This window comes from Sphaerospermopsis sp. LEGE 08334 (assembly GCF_015207205.1).
Classification (GTDB): Bacteria; Cyanobacteriota; Cyanobacteriia; order Cyanobacteriales; family Nostocaceae; genus Sphaerospermopsis.
Genome location: NZ_JADEXH010000039.1, coordinates 1 through 25,969, shown reverse-complemented (window position 1 = coordinate 25,969; position 25,969 = coordinate 1). Strand labels below are relative to the sequence as shown.

23 protein-coding genes and 2 pseudogenes are annotated in these 25,969 nt (G+C 39.5%); 16 read left to right on the top strand and 9 right to left on the bottom strand.

Annotation, left to right across the window (positions count from 1 at the left end):
* The first annotated feature begins 31 nt into the window (after positions 1-31).
* From IQ237_RS19790 to IQ237_RS19770, 5 genes are all read left to right on the top strand, one after another.
* A complete protein-coding gene (locus tag IQ237_RS19790; RefSeq protein ID WP_194058274.1) occupies positions 32-2,131 on the top strand; it encodes a TonB-dependent siderophore receptor in 2,100 nt (699 codons plus the stop codon).
* Positions 2,132-2,168: 37 nt separating this feature from the next.
* A complete protein-coding gene (locus IQ237_RS19785; protein WP_194058272.1) occupies positions 2,169-3,041 on the top strand; it encodes a ferredoxin in 873 nt (290 codons plus the stop codon).
* Positions 3,042-3,174: 133 nt separating this feature from the next.
* Complete coding sequence (locus IQ237_RS19780) at positions 3,175-4,410, top strand: ABC transporter substrate-binding protein (protein WP_194058270.1); 1,236 nt, start codon at positions 3,175-3,177, stop codon at positions 4,408-4,410.
* Positions 4,411-4,415: 5 nt separating this feature from the next.
* A complete protein-coding gene (locus tag IQ237_RS19775) occupies positions 4,416-5,504 on the top strand; it encodes an iron ABC transporter permease (RefSeq protein ID WP_194058268.1) in 1,089 nt (362 codons plus the stop codon).
* Between the two features lie 78 nt (positions 5,505-5,582).
* Positions 5,583-6,626: an ABC transporter ATP-binding protein gene (locus IQ237_RS19770; RefSeq protein ID WP_194058266.1), complete on the top strand. Its 1,044-nt coding sequence runs from the start codon at positions 5,583-5,585 to the stop codon at positions 6,624-6,626.
* On the opposite strand, the gene IQ237_RS19765 is transcribed toward IQ237_RS19770, so the two are convergent.
* Together IQ237_RS19765 and IQ237_RS19760 are read right to left on the bottom strand one after the other, a co-directional pair.
* Complete coding sequence (locus IQ237_RS19765) at positions 6,623-7,870, bottom strand: MFS transporter (protein WP_194058264.1); 1,248 nt, start codon at positions 7,868-7,870, stop codon at positions 6,623-6,625. The two genes, IQ237_RS19770 and IQ237_RS19765, sit on opposite strands and share 4 nt — an antisense overlap.
* Before the next feature lie 137 nt (positions 7,871-8,007).
* Positions 8,008-8,571 carry a hypothetical protein gene (locus tag IQ237_RS19760; protein WP_194058262.1) on the bottom strand — a complete coding sequence of 188 codons (564 nt, stop codon included), beginning with the start codon at positions 8,569-8,571 and terminating at the stop codon, positions 8,008-8,010.
* A gap of 226 nt (positions 8,572-8,797) precedes the next feature.
* Here IQ237_RS19760 and IQ237_RS19755 point away from each other — a divergent pair, with 226 nt between their 5' ends.
* The 3 genes from IQ237_RS19755 to IQ237_RS19745 all read left to right on the top strand — a co-directional run bounded on the left by IQ237_RS19755 (position 8,798) and on the right by IQ237_RS19745 (position 13,289).
* Positions 8,798-9,913 (top strand): ferrochelatase, encoded by a 1,116-nt coding sequence (locus IQ237_RS19755; RefSeq protein WP_194058260.1) that lies wholly within the window; start codon positions 8,798-8,800, stop codon positions 9,911-9,913.
* 205 nt (positions 9,914-10,118) lie between these two features.
* Complete coding sequence (locus tag IQ237_RS19750; RefSeq protein ID WP_194058258.1) at positions 10,119-11,669, top strand: ATP-binding protein; 1,551 nt, start codon at positions 10,119-10,121, stop codon at positions 11,667-11,669.
* 69 nt (positions 11,670-11,738) lie between these two features.
* Entirely contained in the window at positions 11,739-13,289 is a 1,551-nt protein-coding gene (locus IQ237_RS19745; RefSeq protein WP_194058256.1) for an ATP-binding protein, read from the top strand.
* Positions 13,290-13,463: 174 nt separating this feature from the next.
* On the opposite strand, the pseudogene IQ237_RS19740 reads toward IQ237_RS19745, so the two are convergent.
* Together IQ237_RS19740 and IQ237_RS27070 are read right to left on the bottom strand one after the other, a co-directional pair.
* A pseudogene (locus tag IQ237_RS19740) lies at positions 13,464-13,790 on the bottom strand (WD40 repeat domain-containing protein); the annotation flags it as partial.
* Entirely contained in the window at positions 13,763-13,930 is a 168-nt protein-coding gene (locus IQ237_RS27070; RefSeq protein ID WP_375539912.1) for a 4-Cys prefix domain-containing protein, read from the bottom strand. The pseudogene IQ237_RS19740 and the gene IQ237_RS27070, both read right to left, overlap by 28 nt.
* Positions 13,931-14,011: 81 nt before the next feature.
* Between IQ237_RS27070 and IQ237_RS19735 the strand changes: the two genes are divergently transcribed.
* Positions 14,012-14,158: a hypothetical protein gene (locus IQ237_RS19735; RefSeq protein WP_194058254.1), complete on the top strand. Its 147-nt coding sequence runs from the start codon at positions 14,012-14,014 to the stop codon at positions 14,156-14,158.
* 452 nt (positions 14,159-14,610) lie between these two features.
* Complete coding sequence (ftsH, locus tag IQ237_RS19730) at positions 14,611-16,509, top strand: ATP-dependent zinc metalloprotease FtsH (RefSeq protein ID WP_194058252.1); 1,899 nt, start codon at positions 14,611-14,613, stop codon at positions 16,507-16,509.
* 528 nt (positions 16,510-17,037) lie between these two features.
* Here the strand turns inward: ftsH and petA are convergent.
* Both petA and petC read right to left on the bottom strand, forming a co-directional pair.
* Complete coding sequence (gene petA / locus IQ237_RS19725; protein WP_194058250.1) at positions 17,038-18,039, bottom strand: cytochrome f; 1,002 nt, start codon at positions 18,037-18,039, stop codon at positions 17,038-17,040.
* Between the two features lie 74 nt (positions 18,040-18,113).
* Positions 18,114-18,653 (bottom strand): cytochrome b6-f complex iron-sulfur subunit, encoded by a 540-nt coding sequence (petC, locus tag IQ237_RS19720; RefSeq protein WP_194058248.1) that lies wholly within the window; start codon positions 18,651-18,653, stop codon positions 18,114-18,116.
* Between the two features lie 726 nt (positions 18,654-19,379).
* Between petC and IQ237_RS19715 the strand changes: the two genes are divergently transcribed.
* The 5 genes from IQ237_RS19715 to IQ237_RS19695 all read left to right on the top strand — a co-directional run bounded on the left by IQ237_RS19715 (position 19,380) and on the right by IQ237_RS19695 (position 21,989).
* Positions 19,380-19,688: a DUF3067 family protein gene (locus IQ237_RS19715; RefSeq protein WP_194058246.1), complete on the top strand. Its 309-nt coding sequence runs from the start codon at positions 19,380-19,382 to the stop codon at positions 19,686-19,688.
* A gap of 200 nt (positions 19,689-19,888) precedes the next feature.
* A complete protein-coding gene (locus IQ237_RS19710) occupies positions 19,889-20,482 on the top strand; it encodes a PIN domain-containing protein (protein WP_194058244.1) in 594 nt (197 codons plus the stop codon).
* A gap of 404 nt (positions 20,483-20,886) precedes the next feature.
* Positions 20,887-21,099 carry a DUF2997 domain-containing protein gene (locus IQ237_RS19705; protein WP_137668128.1) on the top strand — a complete coding sequence of 71 codons (213 nt, stop codon included), beginning with the start codon at positions 20,887-20,889 and terminating at the stop codon, positions 21,097-21,099.
* 39 nt (positions 21,100-21,138) lie between these two features.
* Entirely contained in the window at positions 21,139-21,525 is a 387-nt protein-coding gene (locus tag IQ237_RS19700; RefSeq protein ID WP_194058242.1) for a DUF1257 domain-containing protein, read from the top strand.
* On the top strand, positions 21,525-21,989 hold the full coding sequence (locus tag IQ237_RS19695) for a ferredoxin (RefSeq protein ID WP_194058240.1): 465 nt from the start codon (positions 21,525-21,527) through the stop codon (positions 21,987-21,989). The genes IQ237_RS19700 and IQ237_RS19695 overlap by 1 nt, the downstream gene beginning before the upstream one ends.
* Before the next feature lie 60 nt (positions 21,990-22,049).
* On the opposite strand, the gene IQ237_RS19690 is transcribed toward IQ237_RS19695, so the two are convergent.
* The 3 genes from IQ237_RS19690 to IQ237_RS19680 form a co-directional block, all read right to left on the bottom strand.
* Positions 22,050-23,210, bottom strand: a complete 1,161-nt coding sequence (locus tag IQ237_RS19690) for a beta-ketoacyl-ACP synthase (RefSeq protein ID WP_194058238.1) — start codon at positions 23,208-23,210, stop codon at positions 22,050-22,052.
* A 275-nt stretch (positions 23,211-23,485) separates the two neighbouring features.
* Positions 23,486-24,178: a peptidylprolyl isomerase gene (locus IQ237_RS19685; protein WP_194058236.1), complete on the bottom strand. Its 693-nt coding sequence runs from the start codon at positions 24,176-24,178 to the stop codon at positions 23,486-23,488.
* A 154-nt stretch (positions 24,179-24,332) separates the two neighbouring features.
* Entirely contained in the window at positions 24,333-24,902 is a 570-nt protein-coding gene (locus IQ237_RS19680) for a photosystem I assembly protein Ycf4 (RefSeq protein ID WP_194058234.1), read from the bottom strand.
* An 856-nt stretch (positions 24,903-25,758) separates the two neighbouring features.
* Between IQ237_RS19680 and IQ237_RS19675 the strand changes: the two are divergent.
* Positions 25,759-25,969 (top strand): annotated as a pseudogene (locus IQ237_RS19675) (photosystem II D2 protein (photosystem q(a) protein)); the annotation flags it as partial.

Below are 25,969 nucleotides of genomic sequence, written 5' to 3'. Positions count from 1 at the left end.
TTTATTGATTTATTCAGGGACTTAACTACCAATGCGTACTCAGCTTATTACCAGATGGGAAACTCAAATACTGATTTTCAGTTTGACCATTACATCCGGGATATTAGGGAAAAATCACCCCACCATAGCCACAGAAGTTACACCAAAATCTGAAAATTCCGCCCAAGACTTACAACCAATTGCACAAACAGAAGAAAAAGAACCGGATATAGAAATCACAGTGATTGATAGTATTCTCAACGAACCCGTATTTTCACCCTTTCGTCGAGAAGGAACAGTCAAAGATTCTACCCGTCCGGTTTACGTCATCACTGGGGAAGAAATGGAAGCGCAAGGTGCAAGAACAGTCAAAGAAGCACTGCGATTTTTACCAGGTATTTTGGGTGATGGTACTGTAGGAACAGAAGTCAACGCTTTAAGTGGTCAATTTATTCGCGGTTCTAACACCGGACAAGTTTTAATATTATTGGATGGAAGACCAATTAATAATTTAGGTGGTGGAGGTTTCGACCTTTCAGAATTTACCAGTAATAATATTGAAAGAGTTGAAGTCTTACCTGGAGGTGGTTCAACCCTCTATGGTTCAGATGCAATAGGTGGAGTAATTAATATTGTTACTCGTCGTCCTACAGAGCAGATTACCACAGAAACCAAAGTTAATTTTGGGTCCTATGGACTCAACCAACAAAGCATTCAAAATAGTGGAAAATCTGGTGATATTGCTTGGGTAGTTGGTTACAACCGTACTCAAGCACAAAATAATTATCCCTTCAGCATTCCTGAAGCGAACTTTGAAGGGACAAGAACAAATAATGATGCACTGTTCAACAACTTTAACCTGAAACTAGAGGCAAATTTAGGAAAAAGAAATACCTTAACTTTATCAACTTTATATTTAGGAAAAGAACAGGGATCACCCGGAGGTGTACCCATTCCCACACCTCAATTTGGTCAGGGATTTTTTAACTCTCTCACCGATAATAATCGCAAATACACCGACCAAGTTCTCACTGATTTAACCTGGAACTCTAAATTAGGAAACGGAGATGATTCATTATTAACAGCGAGAGTTTACGCCGATTTTCTCAACACTCGCTTTGATAATCGTACTGGTGCAATTACATCTCAAAATCGCTTTGATACCAAACAAGATTCCTATGGTATTCAAGTTACCCATAATTGGAATCTGTCTCAAAATCAAACCTTAGTCTATGGCTTTGATTACCGTAACACTAATGTACACAACACTTCCTTTAATTACGATACAAATATTTTACGATTAAACTATGATGACGGTATCAGTCAAGGGGCAATTTTTAGTAGATATGATATTCAGTTTTCTCCTAATTTGAATGTCAATTTAGGAGTGCGTCAAGACTTTAGTAGTTTGGTAAATGGTTCATTTACATCTCCATCTGTAGGTGCAAAATTCGCAGTTTCTGATTCCACTACCCTGAGAGCTAACTATATCAGAAACTTCCGCGCCCCCACCATTGCTAATTTATTTAATAATAATCCTACTAACATTGGTAATCCTGATTTAAAACCAGAAAAAGGCGATAGCTTTGATGTAGGAATTGACCAAAAAATAGGTGATATTGGCTTATTGAGGTTGACATTTTTTAATAACCGTATTTCTGATACCATTGCCTTTAAAAGACTCACTCCACCTGTAAATGGAAATACAGGAACTTGGGAAAATATTGGTTTAGTTCAAACTCAAGGAATTGAAGCATCTCTGAATTTACAACTAGCAAGAAATATATATGGTTTTGTGAATTATACAGCCAATGATCCGCGAATTTTAAGAAGTGGTAATGCCGCAGAAGTGGATAAAGAATTACGTTTTGCAGGTGCGGATAAGTTAAATTTTGGGGTGTCTTATGAAAATCCCCAGGGTTGGTATTTGGGTTTGTTAATGAATTCTTTGAACGGATATCCAACCAATAATACAAATACAGAATTTTTGCCGGGATATACCACTTTTGATATGAAGATGCGTGTGCCAATTAATGATAGGCTAGTATTGACTGGTAGCTTGGATAATTTGTTTAATCAGCGTTATCAGTTATTCCCTGGTTTTCCTGATGGTGGTAAGGTTTTTCAATTGGGTTTGAGTTCTAGTTTTTAATAATTATCTCACGCAAAGGCGCAAAGGAGAAGTAAGAATGAATGAGTTTAATTGTTGGGTACAACCAATGAATAAAATAGAAACAGAAAATCTATCTACAGGTGGATACATTGAGTATGAATATTTTGATTGTGGGAGTGATGTTTTAGCATCATTAATGTATACTTTATTTGAGCAAAATTGGCAGCAGGTGGGGATTGCCCATATTGTTCAAGGTAGTGTTTTAGAGTTGGAATTTAATGCACCACCAAAACTATGTATTCTCTATGATGGATATTTGACGGTGGCGGCTGAAGGGTGGCATTTACATTTGTGTATTGATACTAATTTTGGTGGTCCTTTGTGTAAAACTCCTGTGGAAGTGAGGAAGCAGCGTTTAGTTTCTCGTGCAGCTTTTTATCGGCGGTTTAATCCAGAAGGAAATCCTAGAAGTTGGGGAATTCAGTTTTGGAATGGTGCGAATGAACAATTGATGACGATTTTATTACCTAATCCTTTGGTAGATGGAGAAAATTTATTACCGGAGGGGAAACCAAATTTAGAAAAGTTAGCTTTGTATCAAGATTTGCGAGATATTTATGTGTTAGGAATTAAACCAATTCCCTTTAATAAAAATCCTCTCAAACATTCCTATATTTCAGTTTGTACTTCTACTCGCTGTCTTCCTTCTCGCAAATGGCAACCTACTTTTGAGGCGTTAAAATCAGCAGTGGAAAATGCAGGTTTAGATATAGAAGTAAGAACATCTGGTTGTTTAGAAGTTTGTCAATTAGGACCTGTGGTTTTCTATTCTAATGATAGAACTTGGTACACTCGCGTTAATCCTAATGTGGCAGAAAATATTGTCAATGAACATTTAGTTAAGGGTAATAAGGTGGCTGAAAACTTATATCCACCGGAAAAAGTATAATTCATTTTGCGAATTTAGCATTTAGTAGGTTAGGTTTGACGAAGTAAAGCCCAAAAAATGCAAAAAAATGTTGGGTTTCACTTCGTTCAACCCAACCTACAATATTTCACTATTTAACAAATATCTAGCACGAATGAAATTGTTAAAACTTCCTTATTCAAAGTTAATCTTTTTTTTCTGTCAAGTTTTTTTGATAGTTACGTTTATTATTGCCTGTCATAGTACAAAAAATCCTATAACTAAAAATCCTATAACTAACAACACAACTAATAACGCCTGTATTCAAAACTATAACCCTAATCAAGATTATTTCCCTAACAAAGCTAAAATTAACTATGCTACAGGATTCGCAGTTGAATATCATAATCATTACAAATTAGTCACGATTAAAAATCCTTGGCAGAATGCTAAAACTCAGTTTCAATATGTTTTAGTTCAGTGTGGAACTCCCACACCTCCAGGATTTAATCAAGCACAAATTATCACAGTTCCTGTTAATTCTGTCGTGGCTTTATCTACAACTCATTTACCCCACTTAGCAAAATTAGGATTGGTGGATAAGTTAATAGGAATTAGTAATACTCAACAAGTTAATACTCCGGCTGTAATTGAGAGAATTAAAGAGGGAAAAATTACCCAATTAGGTAATAATTCCAATGTGGATATAGAAAAGTTATTAGCATTAAATCCTGATTTAGTCACAACTTTTGGTACAGGAAATTCCCAAACAGATAGTTACGGTAAACTTACGGAAGCTGGTTTGAAAGTGGGGATAAATGCTGAATATATGGAAGATACGCCATTGGGAAGAAGTGAATGGTTAAAATTTACGGCTTTATTTTTTAATCAAGAAGAAAAAGCTGAAAATATATTTCAAGAAATAGCAGATAAATATACACAAATTGCCACAAAAGCTCAATCTGTAAAAAATCGTCCCACCGTATTTGTTGGCTTTAATTATAAAGGTACTTGGTTTATGCCTGGTGGTAAAAGTTATGTGGCTAAATATCTGAATGATGCAGGAGGTAATTATTTGTGGAATGATGATCCATCTAATGGTAGTTTACCACTTTCTTTTGAGGTAGTTTTAGAACGTGCAGCTAAAGCTGACTATTGGTTAAATTCGAGCCAAAGTTGGCAGAGTTTAAAAGATGTCGTCGCAGAAGATAGTCGTTATGGTGATTTTCAAGCTGTAAAAACTGGAAATATTTATAATAATAATGCCCGTGTTAATGCCGATGGTGGTAATGATTATTGGGAAGGAGGAATTAGTAACCCGGATATTGTACTAGCAGATTTAATTAAAATCTTGCATCCAGAATTGTTGCTGGAACATCAACTGTTTTATTACCGCGAATTGCCAAAATAATGTTTATGAAAACCGCAAAAAAATATCTTACATCTCACTCATTTATTCCAGATAATATTTCCATAAGAAGTTTATTTTTTGGGATATTAATTGTAGCTTTACTATTAATATTTCTCTTAGATTTGACTTTGGGTTCTGTTGCTATTCCTCTTCAGGAAGTTGTAAATATTTTACTAGGACAAGAACCAGAAAAGATCACTCATGCCAATATAATTCTCAAATTTAGATTACCGAAAGCTGTAACTGCAACTTTGGCGGGTGCTGCTTTAGGTGTGAGTGGGTTGCAAATGCAAACATTATTTAAAAATCCCTTAGCTGGACCTTTTGTATTAGGAATTAGTTCTGGTGCAAGTTTAGGTGTGGCGTTGGTGGTTTTAACTGCAAGTTTGACTACACCAACTTTATTAAATAATTTGGGAATCATTACTAATTTTGGATTAGTGATAGCTGCTAGTGTGGGTGCGGGTTCGGTTTTGGGTGTGATGTTGGTTGTTTCTCGTCGGGTGCAAGATACAATGACGCTGCTAATTTTAGGTTTATTATTTGGTTATGCTACTGGTGGAATTGTGAGTATTTTATTGCAATTTAGCACTAGAGAACGGATGCAAAGTTATATTATGTGGACTTTTGGTAGTTTTGCTGGTGTGACTTGGAAGCAGTTAATTGTGTTAATTCCAGTGATACTTTTAAGTTTATTGATGGCGTTGTGGCAATCAAAATCTCTGAATGCACTTTTGTTAGGTGAATCCTATGCGCGAAGTGTAGGTTTAACAGTAGAAAAAACTAGATTTTCTATTATTACCAGTGCTTCTATTTTAGCTGGTGGAATTACGGCTTTTTGTGGACCGATCGCATTTTTGGGGGTGGCTATTCCTCATTTATGCCGGAGTTTGTTCAATACTTCTGACCATCGAATTTTAATTCCCAGTGTGATAATTTTAGGGGCAATTTTAGCTTTAATAGCAGATTTGTTTTCTCAATTAGCAATAATTGAAATGGTTTTACCTTTAAATGCAATTACGGCTTTAATTGGCACTCCTGTGGTGACTTGGGTAATTTTAAGGCGTAATTCCCGCAAGTCTTTTCCATCCTAATCACTTCCAATAAAACTCGTTTGTACAGAAATCAAAAAGTTATCTGTTCCCTGTTCCCTGTTCCCTAACTCAACAAATATGAGTAATGCAATTTTAACAACTCACAATTTGACTATTGGTTATCAAACATCTCGAAAGAATTTTCGGTGTGTAGCAGAAAATATTTCTGTGTCTTTGCAAGCTGGGGAATTGGTGTGTTTATTGGGTCCCAATGGTGCAGGTAAATCTACATTACTGCGATCGCTTGCCGGAATGCAACCACCTGTAGCTGGTGAAGTCCGACTTTTAGATGATAATATCTACAAATTAGCACCCCAAGATTTAGCGAAACGGTTGAGTTTAGTTCTCACGGAAAAAGTTGATGTGGGAATGCTATCTGCTTATACTTTGGTAACTTTAGGACGACATCCTTATACTGACTGGTGGGGAAATTTGACTGCTGAGGATGAAGCGATAGTACACTGGGCAATTAAATCCGTAGGTGCATTAAATTTAGTCTCCCGTCAAGTTAGTGAACTCAGTGATGGTGAACGACAAAAAATTATGATTGCCCGTGCTTTAGCGCAGTCTCCTATGGTAATGTTGCTAGATGAACCAACGGCATTTTTAGATTTACCACGGCGAGTAGAAATTATGCAATTGTTGCGTAATTTAGCCAGGGAAACTAATCAAGCAATTCTCCTTTCTACCCATGATTTAGATTTAGCTTTGCGGTTAGCTGACCAAATTTGGTTATTAGATTCTCATGGAATTTTACAAGTAGGCGCACCGGAGGATTTAGTATTAAGTGGTGCATTTGCGAATACTTTCAAAAGTGAAGGTGTGGAGTTTGATATTTTGTCTGGTGAGTTTAATTTGCATACGCCATTGAAAGGAGAAGTTCAAGTTATTGGTGAGGGTATAGCGACTATATGGACTATTCGCGCTTTACAAAGAGTAGGTTTTCAGGTGAAACAAGCTGATAAATTTTCTGGCAATCAAAATGCTTCAAAAACACAATTAGTAGTAGAAGTTATATCAAAATGTCAAGAGAACTTTTGGCAAACTCAAGTCATAAATAATCATCCAGATGTGTATGTTCATAATTCATTATATGAACTGATTGAATTTTTAAATTTTTAGATCACATCTTGCAAGACTTTCCGGGTATTTTGCCAAGTCCAGAAACCAATAGCTGCGACAGTAACACTCATTCCGAATAGAACGATTGATAAACCAAGGGCGTTTACCAACTTGGTTGTAATCAACAAAGGTGCGGATAGAGCTATATTAATGGCATGATTTTGAAACCCAAATACCTTACCGTGCATTGCTGGGGGCGTGTGCTGTTGAATCAAAGTTTGCATTGGCACATTAATTAGGGCAGCGCCCAAACCTAAGAAAACGCAAAGTCCGAGAACTAAAAAGAGATTATTAGTCATAATAAACATTACCAGTGCCAATGCCATAAATATAAAGCCAATTAAAGGCAGGGGCTGACGATGTAATCTATGTCCAAAATGTCCGAGAATTCCAGCACCCAAAACCATTCCTACTCCAGCAGCTGCCACAAAAAAACTAAAATCTGTTTGTTCTAAGTTCAACTTAGCAGCTAATCTAATAGATAATTCCAATAACGCCGCAAACACGCAATACAAAGCGACAATTTGCAACATCGCATTCCAGACCAAGCGGTTTTGTTTGAGATACGAAAAGCCTTGTAAAAATTCATTCAGAGGATTAGCTACAGAAGTTTGCCTGTGTTCTTTAAATCGAATCGGCAACATGATGATGGCGGATAAAAGGTAGAAACCACCTACTAATAGTTCTTTGCCAAAATCAACGTTTATAAATTCAGCCCATTCCAAAATCGGTTTTCCTACGGCATAACCCACAATCAATGCTGACATCATCGTGCTGCCAAATAAGGCATTAGCAGCCATGAGATTTTCTCGTTTTACCATCAGGGGAATCGCAGCCTGTTCTGCTGGGGCAAAAAACTGTGTGACAGTGGAGATAATAAAATTCATGCTCAATAATATACCTAACTGCCTGGGCAAGAAAGGTATACTCAGTGTCAATAGGCCACGCACAAAGTCTGAGCCAACCATGATCAGCTTTTTCGGCATCCTGTCAACAATCACACCACCCGCAGAACCAAAAAAAATTGCTGGTAGGGTGAATGCCATATATAAGTAAAAGCGCCCAGTACCGTCTGATAAATTGCCTGTTAAGTATTTTTTCTCCAACAAATCAATCATTAAGATCAGCAAGACCTTATCTGCTAACTGGGAAATGAGTTGCCCAATCCACAGGAGCATAAAATTACGGTTTTTTAGCAGTGCGCCAAAGCCGCTATTAACAGCAGTCGGTTCAGTGGGAAACATCAGGAATGGGTGATTGGTGATTGGTGATTGGTGATTGGTGATTGGTGATTGGTGATAGGGAAATTAATCCTTTAAAATTTGTGCTTACTTTGATGGAAAAGAATAAATCTTCCCCGTCACCAGTCACCAGTCCCCTGTTATTCATAGCTTTTTAACAATATATGCAAGAAATCAGCCGCATTCAGGGATTTTTGGGGGTGGGAAAACCGAGTTGATGGATCTGTCCAGTTACCTTGTATCTTGTGAGGCGATCGCCACATTGATAAATGATCAACTGGTGGATCGGCATAAAAGTTATCTTCCCCAATACCTAAAATAGCAGAACTCCAATGGGTAAAATAATCATGACTCAGGCGATGTATGGGAAAATTACCCGACAATGGCACGCCCCAGCCATCTATAGCTATTAATGCTTTCACATTACCACCTTGAAGTTGCCATGTTGTAGCCGCCGCGATCGCCCCCACTACACCAGCACTAAAACCAATGAATATAACAGGCGATTCTAGCTTATTATTCAAGCGATCGCGCAAAAACAGTAAAATATGAAGTGCTGATAAAGTAAAAATCCCCTCTCCCGGAAAAACCAGTATATTTAATAACTGCTGATCACCTCTCTCAGTATGGGGATTAAATAAGCTTCTGACAAAGCTTTGCGTTAATTCTATTTCATGAATACCTGGACAAATAATAATATTCATTAGCTTTTATGGTTAAAGATGAACAACCTATGGCATTTGCTCGGTTAATTGTCAGTTAATTGTTAATTTTTACTGGTTAATTGTAAATTTTTCATGATCAGATGTATATTTTTATGTTCACATCTATCCTATCCCCCTGGATGGGATGATAATTAACTAATATGGTGAACTCTAGGGTTATACCCTGTGAGGATGTCGCCATTTCGCTTATATTGAGGGAATTATTGTGGTTGCAACTCCAGAAAAAATGCAACATACTCACGAGCATCTACCAGGCCATGATCGCATAGCTGTACTGCTCATGGGTTATGGTGAAGTCGAGAGCTATGAAGATTTTGCCAATTATAATGAACAAGCTTTAAATCTACTCACTGCCAAATTTGCACCAGTACCAACTTGGATTTATCCCAGTTTAGCCAAGATTTTAGCTATATTTGATCGTCATGAATGGGGACATACCCATCATGATTTTATCTCACCCCATAATGCCATTTTTGAACAGCAACGGGCAGGAATTGAACACGAATTACAACATAGATGGGGTGGTAATGTACAAGTTTTCAAAGCTTTTAACTTTTGCGCTCCTTTTTTACCGCAACAAGTTTTAGCAGAAATCAAAAATCAAGGCTTTGAAAAAATCTTGATCTATCCTTTGTTAGTGGTAGATTCTATTTTTACCAGTGGTATTGCTATTGAACAAGTTAATAATGCTTTGGCTGAATTAGCTGATGGTGATGAACATTGGGTGAAAGGAATGCGTTATATTCCTTCTTTCTACAATGAGCCGGAATATATCAATTTAATGGCGCAAATAGTAGAAGAAAAAATCAATTCTGACTTAGCCGATGCTTATTTACCATCACAAATTGGTATTGTGTTAATGAATCATGGCTGTCCACACAAAGCCAAAGGTTTTACATCAGGAATTGATGAAAGTCAGGCACTTTATGAATTAGTCAGAGAGAAATTAATTCACCGTTATCCTTTAATTTCTGTTGGTTGGTTAAACCACGATACACCATTAATTGAATGGACTCAACCCAATGCCACTCAAGCAGCTAACAATCTGATTCAATTAGGTGCAAAAGTGGTAATGTTTATGCCCATAGGTTTTGCCACAGAAAACCATGAAACCTTGTTAGATGTGCATCACATTATTCATGATTTAGAAAAACAGCATTCTGGTGTGGACTATTTACAAATGGCTTGTGTAAATGATGATCCTCGCTTTTTGGATATGGCTGCGGAATGGGCAAATGTTCATATTGCAGAGTTGATGCAAGCGGAAGGCAAAGAAGTTAATGTACAGTTAGCTTTACATCATCATCACCATCATCATTAGGTGATTGGTGACAGGTGACAGGTGACAGGTGACAGATAAAGAATCACTTCTTATCTGTTACCTTTTGTCTTGCTGATTTGAACTAGAAATTATTGGGCGGAATCATTACGACTCTGACAATTGTTCTGACAATTGTAAGGATGAGTTTTGTTTTGTGTCAACAATCATAGAAGTTATAATTTAATCAGAGTATACATGAACTATTATGACTAAATGGTTTAACACCGCCGGACCTTGTAAACCGAATATCCACTATACCCTACCCACCACCGAACGGTTACCAGACTTAAAACGCCTGATTGATCAGGAGAATTACTTTGTCATCCATGCACCCAGACAAACAGGTAAAACCACTGCCATGCTCACCCTAGCACAGGAGTTAACAGCTAGTGGTAAATATACTGCCGTCATGGTATCCGCAGAAGTAGGCTCTGCTTTTCCCGATCAGCCAGAAATAGCAGAACAGGCAATTTTAGGTGCTTGGCGAGAGGCATCCCGATTTTGGCTACCTAAGGAGCTAGAACCACCGGTGTGGCCAAATGCACTACCAGGACAACGGATAAATGCCGCTTTAACTGTCTGGGCGGAAACTGCTGTGCGCCCCTTGGTGGTGTTTATTGATGAAATTGACTCCCTGCAAAATCAAACTTTAATTACTGTTTTAAGACAGTTAAGGGATGGTTTTCCCCGTCGCCCCCAGAGCTTCCCCCAATGTGTGGCGTTAATTGGGATGCGGGATGTACGTGATTATAAAGTAGCCTCTGGTGGTACTGACAGATTAAATACCTCTAGCCCCTTTAATATCAAGGTACGGTCTCTGACTTTAAGTAATTTTAGCTTACAAGATGTAAGTAATCTATACGGACAACATACTCAAGCCACGGGGCAAATTTTCACCCCCGAAGCTATTAACCACGCCTACTATTTAACCCAGGGTCAACCTTGGTTAGTCAATGCTTTAGCTAAGGAAGTTACAGAATACTTAGCAGAAGATGTGAATATTCCCATCACGGTAGATTTAATTAATCAAGCCAAAGATATTTTAATTCAGAGGCAAGACACCCATTTAGATAGTTTAGCAGAGCGACTACGGGAAGATAGGGTAAAAGCAATTATTCAACCCATGTTAGCTGGGGAAGACTTAGGCAATGTTCCTGATGATGATTTACGCTATGTACTAGATTTAGGTTTATGTAAACGGGATAGAGGTGGTGGTCTGGAAATTGCTAATCCTATCTATAAAGAGGTATTCCCGAAAACTTTAGCAAATGTGACAATTGCTTCTTTAACATCTGTTCAACCCACCTGGTTAACACCAACTGGCAAACTGGATGCAGTAGCATTGTTAGAGTCATTCTTAGACTTTTGGCGACAACATGGGGAACCGTTATTTAAAAGCACTCCCTACCCAGAAATAGCCCCTCACTTAGTATTAATGGCATTTTTACACCGTGTCGTCAATGGTGGTGGGAGCTTAGAGCGGGAATACGCCATCGGCTCCGGGAGGATGGATATATGTCTGCGTTATGGCGATGTAGTCTTAGGGATGGAATTAAAGGTATGGAAACAGGGTAAACCTGACCCCTTACACCAAGGATTGATACAATTAGATAAATATTTATCAGGATTAAATTTAGATACAGGATGGTTAATCATATTTGACCGTCGCCCCGATTTACTCCCCATCAGCGATCGCACTACCACGGAAATAGCCCAGAGTCCCCAAGGGAGAAATATTACAGTCATTCGGGGGTAGGTTTGCATTTGTTGACTGTCGTCAACAATCATAGAAGTTATAATTAAATCGGAGTATACATGAACTTTTATGACTAAATGGTTTAACACAGCAGGCCCTTGTAAGCCAGATATTCACTATACCCTACCCACTAGTGAACGGTTACCCCAATTAAAACGCCTGATTGAGCAAGAGAATTACTTTGTCATCCATGCACCCAGACAAACCGGTAAAACCACTGCCATGCTCACCCTAGCACAGGAATTAACAGCTAGTGGTAAATATACTGCTGTCATGGTATCCGTAGAAGTAGGCTCTGCTTTTCCCGATCAGCCAGAAATAGCAGAAAGAAGGATTTTAGATGCTTGGCAAGATGCTATTGACTGTTGGCTACCAACAGAATTACAACCATCTTTCTTAACTAATGGTAATCCACCCCAACGTATTGGCTCTTTCCTCAAATCCTGGGCGGAAACTTCTAAGCGCCCCTTGGTGGTGTTTATTGATGAAATTGACTCCCTGCAAAATCAAACTTTAATTAATGTATTAAGACAGTTAAGGGATGGTTTCCCCCGTCGCCCCCAGAGCTTCCCCCAATGTGTGGCGTTAATTGGGATGCGGGATGTACGTGATTATAAAGTAGCCTCTGGTGGTACTGACAGATTAAATACCTCTAGCCCCTTTAATATCAAGGTGGAATCTTTAACTTTAAGTAATTTCACTTTAGAAGATGTAAAGAGTTTATATGAACAACATACCCAATCCACGGGGCAAATCTTTAACCCCAAAGCCATTAACCACGCCTACTATTTAACCCAGGGTCAACCTTGGTTAGTCAATGCGATCGCCCGTCAAGTTACAGAGTATTTAGCAGAAGATGTGAATATCCCCATCACAGTAGATTTAATCAATCAAGCTAAAGATATTTTAATTCAAAGGCAAGACACGCACTTAGATAGTTTAGCAGAGCGACTGCGAGAAGATAGGGTAAAAGCAATCATAGAACCTATTTTATCTGGGGAAGAATTACCCAACACACCGGAAGACGATCGCCGTTATCTGTTAGATTTAGGTTTAGTGATTCGCAGTAAAGAAGGTGGGTTAAAGGTAGCTAACCCCATTTATCAAGAGGTCATCCCCAAGGTGTTATCCCAGGGTACTCAAGATAGTTTACCGATGATTCAACCCAGTTGGTTAACACCCACAGGGGAATTAAACCCGCAAATATTGTTAGAAACTTTTTTAGACTTTTGGCGACAACATGGAGAACCATTATTCAAAAGCACTCCCTACCCAGAAATAGCCCCTCACTTAGTATTAATGGCATTTTTACACCGTGTCGTCAATGGTGGTGGGAGCTTAGAGCGGGAATACGCCATCGGCTCTGGCAGAATGGATATATGTCTGCGTTATGGCGATGTAGTCTTAGGGATGGAATTAAAGGTATGGAAACAGGGTAAACCCGACCCATTACCCAAAGGATTGGTACAGTTAGATAAATATTTATCAGGATTAAATTTAGATACAGGATGGTTAATCATATTTGACCGTCGCCCCGATTTACCCCCCATCAGCGATCGCACTACCACGGAAATAGCCCAGAGTCCCCAAGGGAGAAATATTACAGTCATTCGGGGGTAAGCTGTTGTGCATTTAATTTGTATAAGTGGAACAGGCATCTTGCCTGTTAAACAAGAGTTCAGAATATTAGGATTATACAATTTAGCTGTGTAACAGCTTAGGTTTGGATTTCCACCGTCAACCGTCAACAGTCAACCGTCACAAGATTATGGTCAGAAGTCGGGGATATGAGAATTAACGCCCCCGCCAAATCTTGATGGTTCTATCCCCACTCCCAGAAGCTAAGGTTTTACCATCCGGGCTAAAGGCTACTGAACGAACCGAACTTGAATGTCCCGTGAGGGTGGCGATTGACACCCCCGTGGCGACATCCCACAGTTTGATGGTTTTATCCCAACTCCCAGAGACTAAGGTTTGACCATCCGGGCTGAAGGCTACTGAATTAACCGAACTTGAATGTCCCGTGAGGGTGGCGATTGACACCCCCGTGGCTACATCCCACAGTTTGATGGTGTTATCCAGACTCCCAGAAGCTAAGGTTTTACCATCGGGGCTAAAGGCTTTATGGGTTGATACCGCCCCCTTGGACCTGATAGAATGAGGGGCATTCCACAGGCTTGACAGGTGGGGTCATTCTCTTCTAAGTGGTTTTCAGGTTGGGGGCAGCCTAGCCTGGTACAATAATATGCTTGGGGAGGCATGGTAGTGAGGTTGGGTAATATTCATAGTTACTAAAAATATAATCACATTACAGTTAGTTAATGAACCGCTGTATAAAACCTATGAGTGGAACACAGGTACTTATTACCGAATCTGATTCAGGATATTCTGTTGCTGCATGGTTTATCCCACCAGGAATTAATGGGGTATTCAGCCGTCAGCTAACAGCAGTCAGCAAGAAGCTAAAAAACACGAATTTCATCTGGTAAATTTTCCTCATCAACTGACAGGTGACAGGTGACAGGTGACAGGTGACAGTGTGAAAAGTGTTTTTATTTACTCCCTGGTTATTGATATAGAACAAAAAACAAAGCTACAGGTAACAAAGAACAGGAGATACAGCAGTTTCGAGGTAAATGAGGTACAAGGTTAACAGGCAGGATGCCTGTTCCACAAGGGTTTTATGATTTGAGTTTGTACCTCACTGGTATGAAATATGCTGTATCTATTTAACTCAAGTTGTTAGTTATAAAAGTGATGGGGAGATGGGGAGGAAAAGATTTTTCCCAATCACCAATCACCAATCACCAATCACCAATTTCTCATAGCTCGAAGTTAAACTAGATAAGAAAACAGTAATTTCCAGTTATTGCTATTTCTGTCAGAAGAATAGGCATAAAACCAAAAATCCGCTTATGCCAAAATTAAAAGGGTAAATATTATGACAAAAGTTGGTAAAAAGGCATTGAGAAAACAGCGTCAAACAAAGCGAGTAGCTTGGACTGGGGCATTAGCAGCCGCTATGATCATGTTGCCGGCAATGTTTGGGGGTAGTCCCGTCTTGGCACAAAAAGCAGAGCGTAACTCTTTATCTTACGGAGAATTGCTACAAAAAACCGAGCAAGGGCTGGTTAAAAGAGTAGAACTTGATGAAACCGAACAAATAGCTAAAGTTTATTTGGCAGATCAAAAACCAGATGCACCACCTATCCCGGTACAGCTTTTAGATCAAAACTCTGAGTTAATAAACAAACTCAAAGAAAAAAATGTTGAGTTTGGTCAGGTTTCCTCTGCTAACAGTAGAGCAGCCGTAGGATTATTAATCAACCTGATGTGGATTTTACCACTGGTGGCTTTAATGCTGTTGTTCCTGCGCCGTTCTGCCAATGCTTCTAACCAAGCTTTGAATTTTGGTAAATCTCGCGCTCGGTTTCAAATGGAAGCGAAAACCGGGGTAAAATTTGATGATGTGGCAGGAATTGAAGAAGCCAAAGAAGAATTACAGGAAGTTGTTACTTTTTTGAAACAACCAGAGAAATTTACCGCAGTAGGGGCAAAAATTCCCAAAGGCGTGCTGTTGGTGGGACCCCCTGGTACTGGTAAAACTCTACTAGCAAAAGCGATCGCTGGGGAAGCATCTGTACCATTTTTCAGTATTTCCGGTTCAGAATTTGTAGAAATGTTTGTGGGTGTGGGTGCTTCTCGTGTCCGTGACTTGTTCAAAAAAGCCAAAGATAACGCTCCTTGTATCATTTTTATTGATGAAATTGACGCAGTTGGTAGACAGAGGGGTGCAGGTATCGGTGGTGGTAATGATGAGAGAGAGCAAACCTTAAACCAGCTATTAACAGAAATGGATGGTTTTGAAGGTAACACAGGTATTATTATTATTGCCGCTACCAACCGTCCTGATGTCTTAGATTCAGCTTTATTGCGTCCTGGTCGTTTTGATAGACAAGTTATTGTAGATGCACCGGACTTAAAAGGACGTTTGGAAATCTTGCAAGTTCATGCACGGAACAAAAAATTAGATCCGAGTGTTTCCTTAGATGCGATCGCCCGCCGGACTCCTGGTTTTACTGGTGCAGACTTAGCTAACCTCCTCAATGAAGCAGCTATTCTCACAGCGAGAAGACGCAAAGAAGCAATTACCATCCTCGAAATAGATGATGCGGTAGATCGGGTAGTTGCCGGAATGGAAGGCGCTGCTTTAGTAGACAGCAAAAACAAACGTTTAATTGCATACCATGAAGTGGGACACGCTTTAATAGGTACATTGGTTAAAGACCATGATCCAGTTCAAAAAGTTACCCTCATTCCCAGAGGACAAGCATTAGGTTTAACTTGGTTTACACCCAATGAAGAACAAGGTTTAATTTCCCGTTCCCAAATTTTAGCCCGAATTATGGCAGCTTTAGGCGGTCGTGCGGCTGAGGAAATAGTGTTTGGGAAACCGGAAGTTACCACAGGTGCGGGTAATGATTTGCAACAAGTGACAAACATGGCCAGACAAATGGTAACAAGGTTTGGGATGTCTGATTTAGGTCCATTATCCTTGGAAAGTCAAAATAATAGTGATATATTTTTGGGACGTGACTGGGGAAATAAATCAGAATATTCTGAAGAAATTGCTGGTAAAATTGATGCTCAAGTCAGAGAGATTGTTAGCAATTGTTATGTGAAGGTAAAAGAATTACTGCAAGAAAACCGCATGATTATGGAGCGTTTAGTTGATATGTTAGCGGAAGAAGAAACCATTGATGGAGATGTTTTCCGCAAAATTGTAGAAGAGAATATTCAAGATCGGGTGCAAGATCAAAAGTTAGCTGTTTATCATTAGACATCTGGTGGAGGAGATCAAGGAGTCAGGAGTTCAAGGATATCAAGGAGTTTTTTGTATTTGGAAACGAGGTAAAAACCAACAAAATGCAAGGTTTTCCTACTCATAGTTTCCAAAACCTTGCACCTATTTTCTTTGTTATCACCCTCAAACTCCTTATTCATAGTGGTTTTCAGTTTATTCAGCAACCCCTAAGTATTAAGTTATGGGGAATTGGGAATTGGGAATTGGGAAAATACAGCACTTCCCGGTGTTATGAGGTACAGAGATGAATCATAAAACTCTTGTGGTGCGGGCATACTTCGACAAGCTCAGTACAAGTCTTGCCCGCTACTGGTGTACTTCATTTATATGAAATCTGCTGTAAAATCCTTTCTTCCTGACTCCTGGATCTCCTGACTCCTGGATCTCCTGACTCCTGACTCCTGAACTCCTGACTCCTGACTCCTGACTCCTGACTCCTGACTCCTGTGATAAAAAAAAGACAGGCAAGATGCCTGTCCCACAAATCATTGTTTAGTAAAGAATTTAGAAATTCATCTCAGCAGCTTGGACTTTTTCCACCTGCTTCTTCTTCAGCACTAACATAACTTGTGCCAACATCACTAAACAGATAAAGGCGATCAAACCTGTGACTCTGTTGGGGTTTTGTAAGACGATTTCTGTATCTTTCTGACCAAAACCACCGACGTTGGGGTTATTGGTTAAAGCGTCACCAGATGCAACTGTTTGTCCTTCAGAAACAATCAGTTCTGGACCTGCGGGAACGGTATCGTTAACAACTTCACCATTGTCAGTTTTGATGCTAACTACATACTTAACGTTACCGTCTTCATCTTCTGTTTTGGCAATCTTGCTGATTGTACCAGCAGCGGAAGCGTTGTAAACGTTGTTATTGCTCTTTTCACCTGTGGGGTAAACTTGACCACGTCCTCTGTTACCGCCTACATGAACGGCATATTTGCCAAAGTAGATATTTTTGTCGGTAGCAGGGTTAGGTGAAAGCACAGGGAAGACGATTTCTTGATGTTCTTCCCCTGGTAAGGGTCCAACTATCACCACGTTTTCCTGGTCTTCTCTGTAGGTTTGGAAGTAAACATCGCCTACTTCTTCTTTCATTTCTTCAGGAATGCGGTCTTCTGGTGCAATCTTGAAGCCTTCGGGTAACATCAATACAGCACCGACGTTTAAACCGACTTTAGAACCATCAGCACCTACTTGCTGTACGTTGGTATCGTAGGGTATTTTGACGATCGCTTTAAATACGGTGTCAGGTAATACGGATTGGGGTACTTCTACTTCTGTATTTTTTGCTGCTAGGTGACAGTTAGCGCAAACAATCCTTCCTGTGGCTTCGCGGGGTGTTTCAGGAGCGGTTTCCTGCGCCCAGAAGGGATAAGCAGCAGCTGTTTGGGGGTGAGCAATATCGCTGGTGAAGAAAAATGTCACTGTAGCGATCGCTATCAGCAATGTATTGAACATTACTTTAGCAGCGCGAGTTAACCTCGCTGGTGTACGGGCGTTTCTCATCTCTATAAAGTCAGTTGTCAGTGGTCAGTTGTCAGTGGTGATTGTTCAGCATTAAAGCTGAACCATTGCATTGTTTAAGCCCACCAAGGTTCTTCACCAGTGCGGAAGTCGCTTTCTGTCCAAGGGGTCAAAACGATTTTGTCATCGTTGACGTTGGCATGAGCTAAAGCTAAAGACCTGGGTGCAGGTCCACGAACCACTTTACCAGTAGCATCGTACTGGGAACCGTGACAAGGGCATTTAAACTTGTTCTCTGCTACGTTCCAGGGAACAACACAACCTAAGTGGGTGCAAATAGCGTTAATGCCATAATCTGCGATCGCTTCTTTGCTTTCTACCACAATATAAGTAGGATCTCCCTTGAGTCCTTGGACAAGGGTGCGATCGCCTACGTTATGACTGCTGAGAAACTTACTAACACTAACATCGTTACCCAGTTCATCTTTTGCTACTGTACCACCACCAGCACCACCGCTGGCGGGGGGGATAAAGTAGTTAACAACAGGATACAATACACCAGCAGCTACTCCGGTGACAGTCCCAAAAGTCAGCAGGTTCATGAACTGACGACGACCCATATCGGGTACGTCCATTGATTCAGAAAATTGAGCCATAGTCTACGCGCTCTTTGTGTAATTTGTTCAGCAATTTTGACAAGAGTGGTAGCAACTAGCCTCACACTTTGCCTGAGTCGAAATGCTAACGCCCCCAGTGATGCCATACTTCTTGGTAAGAAGACCTATCTAGCATTACCTTCTGTTAGCATTACATTTCTTTATATCCTTATCATAGTTTCAAAAAGCATAGACAAATATCTCATGCTTTCTGTTTGCTGGGAATAACCCCAACAGGACTTACTACCACACCCTCTATCCCTAGTCTAAAAGCTGTTGGGACTACTTTAAAGAAAATATTTTGCGGGTTCTCTTTTTTCAGTTCTGATTGGATTAGCTACTCTTGAGAATGTTTTACTTTGTCTGATTTATCGGATTTCCTGTCACACAGGAGCTATGGTCAGATCAATTCTGACTCTCCCCAGTCTCAGAGCCGGACTTTCACCACTTCTCAAGGATCTACGCTTCTTGAACTCAAGACTAAATATATCACATTCACATCTTGCATCACAGATGCAGACAAAACATGATAATATTTCTGTACTACAAATATTAATATTTTGAGTAAGTAAGTCGGCTCTAAATGTAAAATCTAAATAAGAGCAGCCATGATCTCGTTAAGTCGGTGTTAAATCTGTTTTAGATGTGTGACAATATCTTGATTAGTGATTCGCTTGCATGGCATTAACCCAAAATAAAAACTAAAATAATGAATGTTAAAACATTATGACTGGAAAAGAATTTCGTCAACTGTTAATTGATAAATGGGGATATTCTTATGATGTCCAGTTCCGCAGGACGCAAGGAAAGATATTTCTGCAAGTCATGTGGAAATATCTTGAACAAGCTTCATTCCCTTTAAGCGAACCAGAATATCAAGAACATCTGGATAGCATCGCTAATTATCTCAACGCTTTGGGGGGAACGAGTCAAGTACAAACTTTTATTGAACAAACTAAAGAGCGTCCCCGATTGGGTAAAGCTGTGAGTATTCCTCTCGATTTGGGCGATCGCGCATCCGAATGGATAGTGTAGGTTGTGACTGGTGACTGGTGACTGGGGAAAGATAATATTTTTATATGAAAATATAGCATTTACCAAGCTAGTGAGGTACAGAGTTTTTTATCTTAGGGAATTGGGAATTGAGAACAGTAAATAAATTAGGGTGTACCTCATGAGACTGGGAAACGCTATATCATGTCAAAAAAGCCAAGATGGGAAAATAAAAATTAAAATTGATCAATCCATTTGCAGAAAGGAAAAAAGTTTGGGTACATTGGGGAAATCATCATCATTTAAGAATTACCCGAATTTTTAAATGTTTGTGTTTATTAGGTTTAAAACACAAGCGATCGCTGGATCAACTCTCAGAACTACAAAACGTCGTGGCCGTGATCCAAAAAAAATTATTTGAAGATGCAGAAGAGGTTTTGAAATTAGTTACTGCCAAACACATAAGTGCTACATCAAGTCTTACCTATTATGAAGTGGAAGAAGCTTTATTTAAGCAAATGACATCTGTTGCTAAGGGTATGACTAATGCTAGTACATTGAGATTTCTTGCAGCCCGTTCTATTGTACCCCAAACAGTAACTGCGGTTAGGTTTTTTGGAATTAGTGTACTAGATTTAACGGCTGGAATTGTAGAAGCACAGTTAAACAATATAGAACTTTATATTAGAGGAATACGTGCGGCTGATGCACTTCATGTTGCTAGTGCAATTCAATTTGATGCAGAAGTTATCATTTCTGTAAATGAGGATGTGTTGAAATTAGATGGTGTGATACTTAACAGCAGTGGTATTCCAATCAAATTCTGTGATAGCTAAAACAGCAAGCGATCGCCCCACATTTCCCCAATATTTTCTAAACTCAATGATAATGATAAAAATTTTCAATAAGCTTTAGTATTTTTTCACAATTACAGCATGACGATTTCTCTGATAAAAGCTGAATTGTTCAGGCTTTTGAACTGGAAAGTGATCAAAAAGCAGTCAGCTTGACTAATTGATCAGGTTACGAGAAACTATAGGTTGATGGATGTACTATAGGTTGATGGATGTAACTGCTGACCCAAATCATAATTTTCGTTAAGATTTTGAGATATATATTTTTAAAGATGGAACATTATGAACAAATGGCAACTTTTGTTTCTGTGTTCTTTCAGCAATAGAAAACTAACTCCGCTAAAGCAGTTAAGTCCAAGGGTACTATTGAGATTGGCATTCAGAGAATGGAAACACTAGAATTTATAATTTATCCAGACGGTCGAGTACAAGAGAAAGTCACTGGTATAGTGGGATCTTCTTGTGCGGAGGTAACAGCAGCCATAGAAGCCCAACTGGGAAAAGTGGTAAATCAGCAGCCCACCTCAGAATTTTTCGCCAACAAAGCTACACAGGAATCAAGTGTAGTCAATACCCAAACTGCTTTTAGCGAATGGTAAGTTTTCCAACTCGTCTACTATCATTGATTACAAACCGCCATGTCACACTTTAGCCAAATTAAAACTCAAATCCGCAACCTCGAATCCTTACAAGATGCACTTTCCGACTTAGGAATAGACTGGAAACCAGGACATCGTGAAGTGCGTGGTTATCGTGGTCAAACCCATCCAGCCGAAGTTACCATTGAACAGGAAAATGGTTATGACATCGGTTTTAGATGGAATGGTCAGGAATACGAATTGGTAGCTGACTTACAATATTGGCAGCAAAATTTATCTGTAGATGGATTTTTGCGCCAAGTCACCCAACGTTATGCTTACCAAACAGTGATGAAAGAAACTGCCAAAGTTGGTTTCCAAGTTGCTGAAGAACAGAAAAATGCAGATGGTTCTATTCGTTTAGTAGTACAACGCTGGAGTGCGTAATGTCTCAATTGCAACCGTTCCCAGAAGATTTAGATAATAATCTAGACAATAATCCTTCCGGTTTAGAGCCAGAATTAGGCGGTTTTTTGCGAGATGAACCAGAAAGTTCTGGTTTTGAACCGGAACTGGGCGGTTTGCTGCGACAGAAAGGAGTTTATGTCGATGAAATTACCTGTATAGGTTGTAAACACTGCGCCCATGTTGCTAGGAATACATTTTATATTGAACCTGATTATGGGCGATCGCGTGTAATTCGCCAAGATGGAGACTCAGAAGAGGTAATACAAGAAGCTATAGATACCTGTCCTGTAGACTGTATTCACTGGGTTGATTATACAGAACTGAAAAACCTGGAGGAAGACCGCAGATATCAGGTTATTCCTGTAGTGGGTTATCCGGTGGATCATGCGGTAGCTACCACCGAAAAACGTCGTAAAAAGCAGAGATTAAAAAAAAATCAATAATATAGCAGTCAAGATTTCATAATTCTGATTTTTTTATTACCCAATCAACAGATCACTTTTTCAGCAAACCCTACTTAAAGCGATCGCTGCATTTTGTCCACCAAAACCAAAACTCAAGCAGAGCAGTTTTTGTATTTCTGTATTTCTTACTGTTGTCACAAAATTTAAATCAAATTCTGGCTGTTGCAATCCCACAACAGGAGGTAATATTTTATGCTTTAAACTCAAAAGCGAAAATGCTACACCTAAAGCCCCTGATGCTCCTAGTGTATGACCTGTAGAGCCTTTAGTAGAACTAATGGCTACTTTTGGCGGAAATAAATATTGTATAATTTTACTCTCTATCCGGTCATTGAGAATAGTAGCTGTACCATGAGCATGAATGTAGTCTACATCTGCGGGTATTAAATGACTACGTTCTAAACATTGCTTGATAGCAGCGATCGCACTCTTTCCTTCTGACTCCGGCTTATTACCATGAAACGCATCTGCTGTCAAGCCAAAACCCAAAATTTCACCGTAAATATTTTCTGGCTTTACTTGACGTTGTTTTGCCGACTCAGCAGACTCAAGGACAAATACAGCACCACCTTCACCTAATACCAAGCCTTCTCGGTGTAAATCAAAAGGATAAGCGCCTGTTTTTGCTAAAGCTCCCATTTGCTCAAATCCACAGATGGTCAGGGGTGTAATAGGTGCTTCCACTGCACCAGCGATCGCTTGTTGACATTGACCGCTTTGAATTAACATAGCTGCTTGGGAAATTGCCCAAATTCCCGTAGCGCAGGCCGCCATTGGTGCTAAAACTGGACCACAAGACCCGATTTGTCTGGCTACAGCGATCGCATTCATCAGCGGTAAAGTATCCAACCAATTTTCCAGATTTAATAATTCTGCGTTGGTATCTTGACCATACATTTGCTCTGCAAACTTCTCCCAAAACGCTTGATAGCTACGACTAGAACCAATTACCACAGCACAATCAGGCAAAGACGCTACTAATTCAGCATCTTGTAAAGCATCATCAACAACCCTTTGACTCAGAATACTCAAATTAGAAGGTTGTTGATTGATTAAACCAAGAGGAATTTTTCCCAGTTCTGGAAATGGTTGATATAATTTAATTCCCGTTTTTAAAGATAGTAAATTTTGCCAGCTATCTTCCAAGCTGTTACCCAAAGCAGAAACTAAACCAATACCAGTAACAACAACCCTAACCAATTTTCGATTTTAGATTTTCAATGAGAAGACAGGAGTCAGGAGTCAGGAGTTCAAGGAGTCAGAAGTTATTAATTTTGACTTTTGACTTGATTTATTCCCTATTCCCTCTGTTCAATAATGGACAATTAACAATTAACAATTGACAATTACCTCTCCCTTAAAAAATCAGAGAATTTCAAAAGCGGAATTTTTTGCTTTTTCTCCCTTGAAAGGGGAGGTTTGAAACCTGGAATGAAACAATTATCAATTGTCAATTGTCAATTGTCAATTGATAACTACTGAGGAACTTTCAAGTTTTCAGCACCTTTAACTACTTTAGCAGAATCAATTTTATCGCCTTGCTGAATTTTGTTAACTACATCAAAACCATCGGTTACATAACCAAAAACCGCGTAGTTACCATCTAAAAAGCCCAGATCCGCCAGAGCAAAATAAAACTGAGAAGAAGCAGAATCAGGCATTTGGGATCTTGCCATTGCTACAGCACCAAGTTTGTGAGTCAAAACAGGCTTTTGAGTAATTGTTTGACCGTAAACTGGTTGATCTGCACCTTCAGGTTTAATTTCTAAGGGTATACGGCGTTCGGTTTTCAGTTTTGGATCTATATAACCACCAGTTCCATCTCCTTTAGGATCACCACCTTGAACGACAAAAGGCTGAGGTTCACGCACAACCCGATGGAATACTAAACCGTCGTAAACACCTTTTTCGACTAAATCAACAAAATTTCCCGCAGTAATGGGAGCATTATCACCATCGACTTCAATGGTAATTGGTGATCCTTTAACTGTCATCACTACAGTTGCTTTACCTTCGAGACGTGGTATGGCGCTTGTCTCAGTTGCCTTGGAGGTAGCTGTAGAATTGGGAGATGTACTAGAAGCGACTTGATCAGCCGAACATCCAGTCAACATCAAACCACCAATTATTAACAGAAGCACTAAAAATTGTGAAAATTTTAACCGCATTGAAAGTTACTTACTCAACCAAAGTATCTTAGCAATTTTGGATTTTAGACTGGTGACTGGTGACTGGTGACTGGGTAATCAATTTGATGTTTCCCAATCAACTATCAACTATCAACTATCACCAATCCAAAATCCAAAATCCAAAATCCAAAATCTAAAGTCCTTCTAAGGGTACACCCAAAAAGCGAGCTAACTGAGCGCCTTGAGTTTCCAACTCAGCCAAAGATAAAGGTTGACCTACTCGTGTCAGAGGAATATCCCTTCTTCCCTTGACTCTCAGGTAAAGTGCGCGTTGAGGATTTAGACCTTCTTTAATAGAGATACGTACAGATTGTATATCTTGGATGCGGCTTTCAATCTCAATTTGGCGGTTTTTACCAGGAAAACCCCAGCGAAAGATTTTGAATTTGCCAGTTTCCTGGTTAAATTCGTTGTAACCGCCGCCTACATCCCATAAAATAACTAGCCACAGGTATAAAGCTAACAGTACGCCAGCTATGCCATATAATCCCATCACCAATCCTTGAGGGACAAATACCAGTTGAGTGGGATCGGTGACAATGAGTAAATTGACTTTGAGATAGCTGGAAATGCCAGCCAATAAAAAGCCGGATGCTCCTAAACTAACAATAGTTGCCCACCAGTAGTTACTTAACCGACGAGAACCGAGAACATTTTGATGCAGGAGGCGATCGCTTTTATTAATCGTTGTTGATGCCGTCATTTTAGCTACCTTAGACCGTTATATATTCTCTGTGAACTGGGGACTGGCTAACCTGGGTAATGAGACAGGTATGGATCTAGATTTTAACTTCATTCACCCAAACCTTAAAGATATATTTTCTCCAGCATCAGCTTAAATCTTTTTATAGAAATTAACGCTATCAGCTTGTAGTAGCAGGACTTTCACTGTGTGGTTTGATAGTGAGTCTTCTAGTGGAGATTTTACAGGATTTTACCATTGTCCTGATCAAACTCCCGAATCATTTCCATCTTATCTAGCCGCTTATTATCATGCTAAATTTATGTTATTCAGATAATGTATATGAAAATTTATAAGTTTTATGAGAAAAGTTGTGTCATTTTGTTAAAATTCTGATATTCACAATATTTAACAAAATCGTCACAAAATCGGCGTAAGTCCCCACCTATAAGAATCTTAGGTAAAGATATAAGCTGAACTAAGACGAATCGAAAAGCAATCAAAAAGCAATCAAACTGTATGCGGAAGACGGAGGGCGGCGCGGCTTCTCCCAGTGAGGACTATATTTTTGTTATTCAAAACCCAATACAAAATTAACTTGCGTATCTCCAGCGCAAACCATGAAGAATGTGATAAGTTAAGAATCATTAAGTTACCGCCAACCAAATGACTTGGTAATGGTAACAGATAGTGGCATAATTATGAGAAATGCCCAATTAATCAAGCGGTAAATTCTCAGAGTCTTAACTGCTAATCAGTAGCTAAGAGTGTCAAAAAAACGTTAAATTCCTCCTGGCAGTGGCTAAGGAAAAAACCTCCAAAAGCATCCTGCCTTAAAAACGTCGCAATTTTAGTAAAAAAGAGGATTTTAGTTCTCATGACCATCGCAGTTGGACGCGCCCCATCAAGAGGGTGGTTTGACGTACTAGACGACTGGTTAAAGCGCGATCGCTTCGTATTCGTAGGCTGGTCAGGTGTTTTATTATTCCCCTGTGCCTTCCTCGCATTAGGCGGTTGGTTAACCGGTACAACCTTCGTTACCTCCTGGTACACCCACGGATTAGCATCCTCCTACTTAGAAGGTGCAA

Bases quoted from the DNA above. Each gene is read 5' to 3' on its own strand.
- IQ237_RS19680 (WP_194058234.1), bottom strand. From the start codon at position 24,902: ATGACGGCATCAACAACGATTAATAAAAGCGATCGCCTCCTGCATCAA.
- IQ237_RS19695 (WP_194058240.1), top strand. From the start codon at position 21,525: ATGTCTCAATTGCAACCGTTCCCAGAAGATTTAGATAATAATCTAGAC.
- IQ237_RS19745 (WP_194058256.1), top strand. From the start codon at position 11,739: ATGACTAAATGGTTTAACACAGCAGGCCCTTGTAAGCCAGATATTCAC.
- IQ237_RS19685 (WP_194058236.1), bottom strand. From the start codon at position 24,178: ATGCGGTTAAAATTTTCACAATTTTTAGTGCTTCTGTTAATAATTGGT.
- IQ237_RS19750 (WP_194058258.1), top strand. From the start codon at position 10,119: ATGACTAAATGGTTTAACACCGCCGGACCTTGTAAACCGAATATCCAC.
- IQ237_RS19765 (WP_194058264.1), bottom strand. From the start codon at position 7,870: ATGTTTCCCACTGAACCGACTGCTGTTAATAGCGGCTTTGGCGCACTG.
- petC (WP_194058248.1), bottom strand. From the start codon at position 18,653: ATGGCTCAATTTTCTGAATCAATGGACGTACCCGATATGGGTCGTCGT.
- IQ237_RS19705 (WP_137668128.1), top strand. From the start codon at position 20,887: ATGGAAACACTAGAATTTATAATTTATCCAGACGGTCGAGTACAAGAG.
- IQ237_RS27070 (WP_375539912.1), bottom strand. From the start codon at position 13,930: ATGCCTCCCCAAGCATATTATTGTACCAGGCTAGGCTGCCCCCAACCT.
- IQ237_RS19715 (WP_194058246.1), top strand. From the start codon at position 19,380: ATGACTGGAAAAGAATTTCGTCAACTGTTAATTGATAAATGGGGATAT.
- IQ237_RS19790 (WP_194058274.1), top strand. From the start codon at position 32: ATGCGTACTCAGCTTATTACCAGATGGGAAACTCAAATACTGATTTTC.
- IQ237_RS19700 (WP_194058242.1), top strand. From the start codon at position 21,139: ATGTCACACTTTAGCCAAATTAAAACTCAAATCCGCAACCTCGAATCC.
- ftsH (WP_194058252.1), top strand. From the start codon at position 14,611: ATGACAAAAGTTGGTAAAAAGGCATTGAGAAAACAGCGTCAAACAAAG.
- IQ237_RS19775 (WP_194058268.1), top strand. From the start codon at position 4,416: ATGAAAACCGCAAAAAAATATCTTACATCTCACTCATTTATTCCAGAT.
- IQ237_RS19780 (WP_194058270.1), top strand. From the start codon at position 3,175: ATGAAATTGTTAAAACTTCCTTATTCAAAGTTAATCTTTTTTTTCTGT.
- IQ237_RS19735 (WP_194058254.1), top strand. From the start codon at position 14,012: ATGAGTGGAACACAGGTACTTATTACCGAATCTGATTCAGGATATTCT.
- petA (WP_194058250.1), bottom strand. From the start codon at position 18,039: ATGAGAAACGCCCGTACACCAGCGAGGTTAACTCGCGCTGCTAAAGTA.
- IQ237_RS19785 (WP_194058272.1), top strand. From the start codon at position 2,169: ATGAATGAGTTTAATTGTTGGGTACAACCAATGAATAAAATAGAAACA.
- IQ237_RS19770 (WP_194058266.1), top strand. From the start codon at position 5,583: ATGAGTAATGCAATTTTAACAACTCACAATTTGACTATTGGTTATCAA.
- IQ237_RS19760 (WP_194058262.1), bottom strand. From the start codon at position 8,571: ATGAATATTATTATTTGTCCAGGTATTCATGAAATAGAATTAACGCAA.